We start from the raw sequence: 2,060 nt of genomic DNA, 5'->3' as shown, positions 1-2,060 counted from the left end.
GAAGTATTATCCATAAATTCTGTTAATTCATAAACATTATTTATATTAATACATTTTATCTCAACTTCTTCTTCATCATGATCATCTTCTATTCTTTGCAATGCTACTTTCATTTGTAATTTAGAAAATAAAGTCTTTAAACCTTGCTTGTTATAGTTTTCATTAGATTTTATATCCTCTAAATCAAATTCTATTGGAACATCCGTTTTAATAGTTGCTAATTTTTTAGAAAATATTGCTTGGTCACTATAATCAGTTAAATTTTCTTTTAACTTCTTTCCACTTATTTCACCTATATTACTTAAAACTTCTTCAACACTTCCATAAGTTTGTATTAACTTATATGCTGTTTTTTCACCAACTCCTGGTACACCAGGTATATTATCTGATTTATCGCCCATAAGTCCTTTAACATCTATAAACTCTGTTGGTGTTACTCCAAAATCCTGAACCATTCTATTATAGTCATAAACTTCTCTATCACTAACACCTTTTTTAGTAATACAAACTTTTATATTCTTAGATGCTAATTGTAAAGCATCTTTATCTCCTGTTACTATGTATACCTCTATGCCTTTATTCTCAGCAAATTTTGCTAAAGTTCCTATAATGTCATCTGCTTCAAATCCATCTAATTCATAAATATTTATAGCTAATAAAGAAAGCATTTCTTTCACTATAGGAAACTGCTGTGCTAATTCTGGTGGCATTTTTTTTCTTCCAGCTTTATATTCTTCATATTCTAAATGCCTAAAAGTTGGTGCCTTTCTATCAAATGTTGAAACTATATAGTTAGGTTTTATTTCATCTTTCATTTTAAATAACATGTTTGAAAATCCAACCATTGCATTTGTATATATACCTTCACTATTACTTAATAATGGTACTGCATAAAATGCTCTATTTAACAAACTATTTCCATCTAGTATAAGTAATCTTTCCATTAAAATTCCTCCACTTTTACTTTTTCATATTTTAACATTATTGCCCTTTAATTAAATTTGTATTACTTAGAAAATGCTTAAATCTAATTCTTCTGATAAATCCTTTAATATATGAGAACCACCTATACTATTGCCTTTCTCATCTAAAGCTGGACCAAATACTCCTATTCCCATTCTTCTTGGAACTGATGCCATAATTCCTCCTCCAACTCCACTTTTAGCTGGTATTCCAATATGTACTGCAAATTTACCTGAATCATCATACATTCCACATGTAACCATAATGGTTTTAACTATCCTACAAACATCTCTTGATATAACTCGCTCTCCACTCCATGGTAAAACTCCATCATTAGCTAACATAGCTCCAAATCTAGCTAAATCTCTTGCATTAATTTCTATTGAACATTGTTTAAAATATAAATCTAAAATTGAATCTATATTACCATTTAAAGTACCATTACTCTTCATAAAATATGCTAATGCTCTATTTCTATCACCAGTTTGTGATTCTGATTTATATACTTCTTCATTCATTCCCACACTAGAATTTCCTGTTACTTTTTTTGTAAAGTTTAAAATCTTTTCAAACTTTTCTTCTTCAGTATCTCCTGAAATCAAAGAAGTTGTAACAATAGCACCAGCATTCACCATTGGATTAAATGGTTTCATACTAGGTTTTCTATTTAAACTTACTATACTATTAAAACTATCTCCAGTTGGTTCAACTCCTACTCTAGAAAATACTTTATCTCTTCCATTATCCATTATAGCAACCATCAGTGATACAACTTTTGATATACTTTGAATAGTAAATTTTTTTTCCCATTCTCCAGCTCCATATTCTTTTCCATCTAACGTAACTACATATATACCTAAATCATTTTTATTAGATTTCTCAAGTTCAGGTATATAAGAGGCTAATTTTCCATAATCTACATATTTTCTATTATTTTCTATTAAATTTTCTAATAAATTTTTCATTAGAATTTCTCCCTTGTTTAAATTTATATATTATTTTTTACACCCTATAATATATACTATTTTAATACATTTACATTAAAGTTAAAACTATTATAATATAATAAGTTAATAAAATATTAAATAGTTTTATAT

General features: G+C 27.3%; 2 protein-coding genes. Both read right to left on the bottom strand.

The window, feature by feature from the left end:
* The coding region (locus tag GBZ86_RS15325) for a 5'-3' exonuclease (RefSeq protein ID WP_327445287.1) at nt 1-944 on the bottom strand (944 nt) is incomplete at its 3' end.
* 66 nt (nt 945-1,010) lie between these two features.
* Complete coding sequence (gene glsA / locus GBZ86_RS15320; protein WP_152892096.1) at nt 1,011-1,928, bottom strand: glutaminase A; 918 nt, start codon at nt 1,926-1,928, stop codon at nt 1,011-1,013.
* Between the last annotated feature and the right edge of the window lie 132 nt (nt 1,929-2,060).

It is taken from the genome of Clostridium tarantellae, from assembly GCF_009295725.1.
Lineage (GTDB): Bacteria > Bacillota > Clostridia > Clostridiales > Clostridiaceae > Sarcina > Sarcina tarantellae.
Note: the sequence above shows the minus strand (reverse complement) of the source record. Positions and strands in the feature narration are given on the sequence as shown.